The sequence below is a fragment of the Streptomyces sp. NPDC006544 genome, from assembly GCF_040611715.1.
Classification (GTDB): Bacteria; Actinomycetota; Actinomycetes; order Streptomycetales; family Streptomycetaceae; genus Streptomyces.
The window spans coordinates 1-4,816 of record NZ_JBEXOV010000169.1; the positions used below are offsets into that span (position 1 = coordinate 1).

At 72.3% G+C, this 4,816-nt stretch carries 4 protein-coding genes and 1 pseudogene; 3 read left to right on the top strand and 2 right to left on the bottom strand.

Annotated features, from left to right (window positions below):
* Both ABZY44_RS36550 and ABZY44_RS36555 read left to right on the top strand, forming a co-directional pair.
* A pseudogene (locus tag ABZY44_RS36550) lies at positions 1 to 201 on the top strand (hypothetical protein); the annotation flags it as partial.
* Positions 202 to 626: 425 nt separating this feature from the next.
* On the top strand, positions 627 to 3,155 hold the full coding sequence (locus tag ABZY44_RS36555) for a Helicase associated domain protein (protein WP_356661672.1): 2,529 nt from the start codon (positions 627 to 629) through the stop codon (positions 3,153 to 3,155).
* A 61-nt stretch (positions 3,156 to 3,216) separates the two neighbouring features.
* On the opposite strand, the gene ABZY44_RS36560 is transcribed toward ABZY44_RS36555, so the two are convergent.
* On the bottom strand, positions 3,217 to 3,678 hold the full coding sequence (locus ABZY44_RS36560; protein WP_356661674.1) for a hypothetical protein: 462 nt from the start codon (positions 3,676 to 3,678) through the stop codon (positions 3,217 to 3,219).
* An 8-nt stretch (positions 3,679 to 3,686) separates the two neighbouring features.
* Positions 3,687 to 3,983, bottom strand: a complete 297-nt coding sequence (locus ABZY44_RS36565) for a helix-turn-helix domain-containing protein (protein ID WP_356661676.1) — start codon at positions 3,981 to 3,983, stop codon at positions 3,687 to 3,689.
* 243 nt (positions 3,984 to 4,226) lie between these two features.
* On the opposite strand from ABZY44_RS36565, the gene ABZY44_RS36570 reads away from it, so the two are divergent.
* Positions 4,227 to 4,517 (top strand): hypothetical protein, encoded by a 291-nt coding sequence (locus ABZY44_RS36570; RefSeq protein ID WP_356661678.1) that lies wholly within the window; start codon positions 4,227 to 4,229, stop codon positions 4,515 to 4,517.
* Positions 4,518 to 4,816: the final 299 nt, after the last annotated feature.

The following is a 4,816-nucleotide window of genomic DNA, read 5'->3' on the forward strand; positions in this document are numbered from 1 at the left end:
CTGATCGTGCTGACCACCGGATTCCGGCAGGCCGACTCGATCGCCTCGCTCGTCGTGGTCGTCCTGATGGTCAAGGCGGGATCGGCGGGGCTCGGCTTCGCCGAGCCAGGGCCGGCCCTTCGAGCCGGGGTCCTTCGCTGCGCTGCGGCCTACTCGGGTTCCGCTGCGCTCCACCCGAGCGGGCCCGCAAGCGGGCCCTAGGGCTCCCGCGCTACGCGTGGGAGATGACCCCGTTTCACGGGGTCCAGGCCTTCGGCCTGTTGGGGTGTCCGCTTCGCTCCCACCCCCGTCCTTCCGGCTTCGCCTCCAGGCCGAGGGCCCGCAAGCGGGCCCGGCTGCCAGCGGAAGGGGGTGGTGGTCTCGACTGACGGCCGGTGGGGGTCCCCCGAAAGAGGGGGAGGGTTCGGGGATCGGGCCCGCCGGGGTGTGTCGTCGCAGTAGAGTCGAGTCTACATCAGGAACGGATGCAGGTGTGTAGAATCCCGGAAAACCTGGCACTCCCTCCCGGCGGTTCTGATGTGCTGCTGTTCGGTGTGCATCCGGTGCGCGGGTTTCGGATGCTGTGTACCAACCCGAGAAACCCGTGAGTGCCCGGCCCGAGACGCCTCTATCCGACGGAGAAAGCGATGCAGAAGTCTGGTGGAATCACCTTGCGGCCTCATCAGGAGGAAGCGGTGGAGGCGATTGTCCGGGGGCTCGATATCCCGCCGGGAAAACGGATTCCGAAAGCAGGTCTGCGGGCCACGCTTGTGGCTGCGTGCGGGACCGGAAAGACCTTTATCGCCGCCGCTGCCTCGCTCCGGCTGGCCCGGGGCGGGCGGGTCCTGGTGCTGCTGCCCACCCTGGATCTGCTGACCCAGACCGCCGAGCAGTGGCGTACGGCCGGCCACGACGGGCCCGCGGTCGCGGTGTGCTCGCTGGAGGACAACGCCCAGCTCTACGGGCTCCGGGTCCGGACGACGACGTCGGCGCCGCAGCTCGCCCTGTGGCACGGCCGGGGTGCGGTCACCGTCTACGCCACCTACGCCTCCCTCGGCGTGATCGGCGAGGCGCACCGCGGGGAGTACGGCATGCCCATGGAGGCCTTCGACCTGATCGTGGTGGACGAGGCGCACCGAACGAGCGGGTCGGCGGGGAAGGCGTGGGCGGACGTGCACCGCCAGGAGGTGATCCCCGCGCGGCGTCGGCTGTACATGACGGCCACTCCCCGGATCTGGGCGGAACGACCCCCGAGGACGCGGGCGCAAGAGCTGGAGCAGGCGGCCGAGCGGCGCCGAGAAGAGGAGGAGCGGCGGAAGAAGGCGGAGGCCGAGGGGCGGAGGTACCTGCCGCGGTCCCGGTGGGACCGGCTCCCGAAGGACATGGCCTGTTCCATGGACGACACCAGGGTGTTCGGGCCGGTGGTCTACGAGCTGTCGCTCGCCGACGCCATCGCCCGGGGGCTCCTGGCGCGGTATCAGGTCGTGGTCGCCGAGCTGGTCGACCCGGTCGTGACCCCGGCCCGGCTCTACAGCGAGGAACGACACGAGGAGCGGCTGCGCGGGCAGCGCCTCGCGGCCGTGCAGACCACCCTGCTGGAGACGATGGCCGAGCACGACCTGAAGACGACGATCACCTTCCACCACCGGACCGTGGAGGCGCAGGCCTTCGCCGAGGGCCTGGAGCGGGTCGCCAGCCGGCTGCACGCCGTGGATCCGGTCCGGCACCCGGCCAAGGTGTGGACGGGGTGGCTGCGTGGGGAGCACGAGGCGGAGCACCGGGCCGGCGTGCTCGCCGACTTCGGCCACCGGGCCGGGCGCGCCGTGCTGGCGAATTGTCGTGTTCTCGGGGAGGGCGTCGATATTCGGGCGGTGGACTCGGTGGCCCTGATCGACCCCAAGGGGTCAGCCGTCGATATCGTCCAGGCCATCGGCCGGGCCCTGCGGCAGAAGCCCGGGGAAGGGAAGATGGCGACGCTGATTGTTCCCGTCTTTTTGCGGGAGGATGAGAATCCCGAGGACATTCTCACTTCGAAATCGTATGGCCCCCTTATTCGGGTTTTGAATGGGCTTCGGGCACACGATGAGCGTGCCGTGGAGATGCTGGCAATTCCTCAGGAGAACCAGAAGCGCATCGTGCAGCCGTCGCCGCTGGTCGGGAAGGCGCCCGAGGAGGGTGAAGAGGAGAACCGGCTGCTGCTCCGGTTCGCGGCCCCCCGGGACCCGGCGCTGATCGCGAAGTGGATCAGCTACCAGGTGTTCAACACCGAGCGGCAGGACTGGCGTCGGGGCGTGGAGGCCGCGTTCCGGTACCGGGAGCGCGAGGGAGACCTCCAAGTGCCCTACGAGCACACCGAGGGCCCGTACCCGCTGGGGAGGTGGCTCTCCGACCAGCGCCGCGCGTTCCGCGCCGGGCAGATGAGCGGGGAACGGGCGGCCGAGCTGGAGGGGCTGGGGATCGTGTGGGACACCGCCGACGCCGCTTTCGAGACTAGTCTCGCCGCCGCACGGGCCTGGCACCGACTCCACGGCACCCTGGCCGCCCCGCGGGGTGCGGCGATCCTCGATGTCCAGATCGGGCAGTGGCTGACCAACGTTCGCCGGCCCGGCGGGCTCGGGAAGGACCCGGTGCGCGCCGGGCGACGGGCGGCGGCCCTGGCCGCGATCGACGAGGACTGGAACCCCGCCGAGCGCGGGTGGACGGTGGACTGGCAGCGGCACTACGCCTACCTCGCCCAGCTCCTCGCCGAGGGCGCCCGCCTGAAGGCCGTCACCGCCGGGGTGACCCGGCACGGGGAGGACATCGGCCGGTGGCTGGCCGTCCAGCGGCGGGACTGGGCCCGGCTCAACGCCGAGCAGCAGGCCCGGCTCGCCGCGCTCGGGGTCACCCCAGCGCGGGTCGTACGGGCCCGCCAGGCACCCGCGAAGACCAGGACGGCCACAGGGTCCGGGCGCGGCGCAGCGGCCTTTGAGACCGGCATCCAGGCCCTGACGCAGTACGTCGAGCGGGAAGGCGGCGGCCTGCCCGGCCGCCAGCACGTCGAGCACCTGCCTGGGGCGGTCCACCGCACCGGGGTGTGGCTGGCCAACCAGCGCCAGCGCCGCGATCGGCTGGACGCCGGGCAACTGCGGGCGCTGGCCGAACTCGGGGTCGACTGGGCTGGGTCGGCTGTGTGAGATCCCGGGATCCGCCGCCGTGGCCGGGGGTCACCGCGTACGGCCGGCCCGGCGCCGCGTCTCACCCGTCCTTCTGTGGATCCCCGCACAACGCGCTCCACAGGAGCAGCCTGCCTCCGCCAGCAACGAGTGCGAGGACGGCCGCCCCCGCCAGCAGCCCGCCCGGGGCCCGGCCGCCGGGGAGCGTGACGGCCAGGACCAGCAGGCACACCCCCAGCAACAGCGCCGCCACCGCAGTGCGCGGCACCGGCGGCCCGGCCGGGCGGGTCCTCACCATGTCCTCCAGGGCCTTGGCCTCCCGCAGCCGGTAGTCGCTCTCGCTCAGCTCCACGGCCGACCAGTCCCGGGGCGCGTGCCCCCGCAGCCGCGGCCAGTGGCCCTGAAGATGCTCAAGGACGCCCGGGAGCAGCGCTTCCAGCTGGACGTTGTACGCGGGGTCGGGCACCCGCGTGAGGCTGGCGTACTGGGCGCCGTCCTCGAACGTCAGCGTCCACGCCCAGTACGACACCGGGCCCTTGTACACGGCGCCTCCTACGGGGTGATCGTGGTCTGCAACCCGCCGACCGTAGCCGCGCGGCGGCGGGCCGGGAGGCACTTCACCGCGTGGTCCACCCCGCAGAACAGGTCGGAGACCGCGATGCCGTAGTGGGCGGACAGCCGGTCGAGGTCGGCCAGCGTCCACGACGACCCCCCGGACTCTCCGGACTGCTTACGTGAGACCTGCCCCTGACTCAGCCTCAGGCCCCGGCCGAGATCGGCCTGCGTCTCCCCCGTCGCGTACATCAGGGCCGCGACCGTCAGCCGCAGCAGGGCCTCTGAACTCGACATATGGGCAACTCCCATCATCTATGCACTGGTTGCATACAGGGTAGTCGGCTGCGGCCCACGCCGAGGCAGCACTCCGCGCGGCGGTGTCGAGGCCCGGCATCTTCCCGGCCCTGACACCAACGAGCACACGCAACGTGCCCGAAGACAGAGCCCGGACACCTCTCCGGGACGTACCCGAAGACCCCCTTTCACGCCCCCGGCCAATGCCGGGGGCTTCGTCGTGCTGCCCGCAGGAGGCCCCGCGTGCCCACCTACGAGACCCTCACCCCCTTCACCGCCGACCTCAAACGCCTCACCCCCGGCCAGCGCCGGCGGTTCCTCCACGTCGTCAGGGACGTCTTCGTCCCGGACCTGCGCATCGGGTGCCTGCGCCCCGGACTGCGGGTGAAGGGCGTACGGGGTGCTCCCGGCGTCTTTGAACTCACCTGGGCACCCGACGGCCGCGCGACCTTCGCCTACGGCCGCCAGCGCCACCACGGCCGCCACATCATCTGGCGCCGCGTCGGCAGCCACGACATCCTGCACCGGCCCTGAGCCGCACCGCTGCGGCCCCGCCCGGCACCCGCGTCAACCGCCGGGCGCGGCCCGGAGCAGCTCGCCGTGCCCGCCGGGCTGAGTGTCGCCTGCCGCCGTGATACCGGTCCTCTGTCCCTGAACGCCCCTGCCACCACGCTGACCTGGGACGACGGCCAGGGGCAAAGCACGGTGGCGGCTCGTTCCGGAAATCTGGAACGAGCCCCCCCCCGCGTGTGCAACCGCCGCCGCCCACGGATCGGGGTCCGAGCCCCGGCCCGGGGCCGGCGGGCGGCCACGACCCGCCGGGGGGGCCGGGG

What these genes read in the sequence shown, in the direction of transcription:
- ABZY44_RS36555 (WP_356661672.1), top strand. Translation starts at nt 627, where the DNA reads ATGCAGAAGTCTGGTGGAATCACCTTGCGGCCTCATCAGGAGGAAGCG.
- ABZY44_RS36565 (WP_356661676.1), bottom strand. Translation starts at nt 3,983, where the DNA reads ATGTCGAGTTCAGAGGCCCTGCTGCGGCTGACGGTCGCGGCCCTGATG.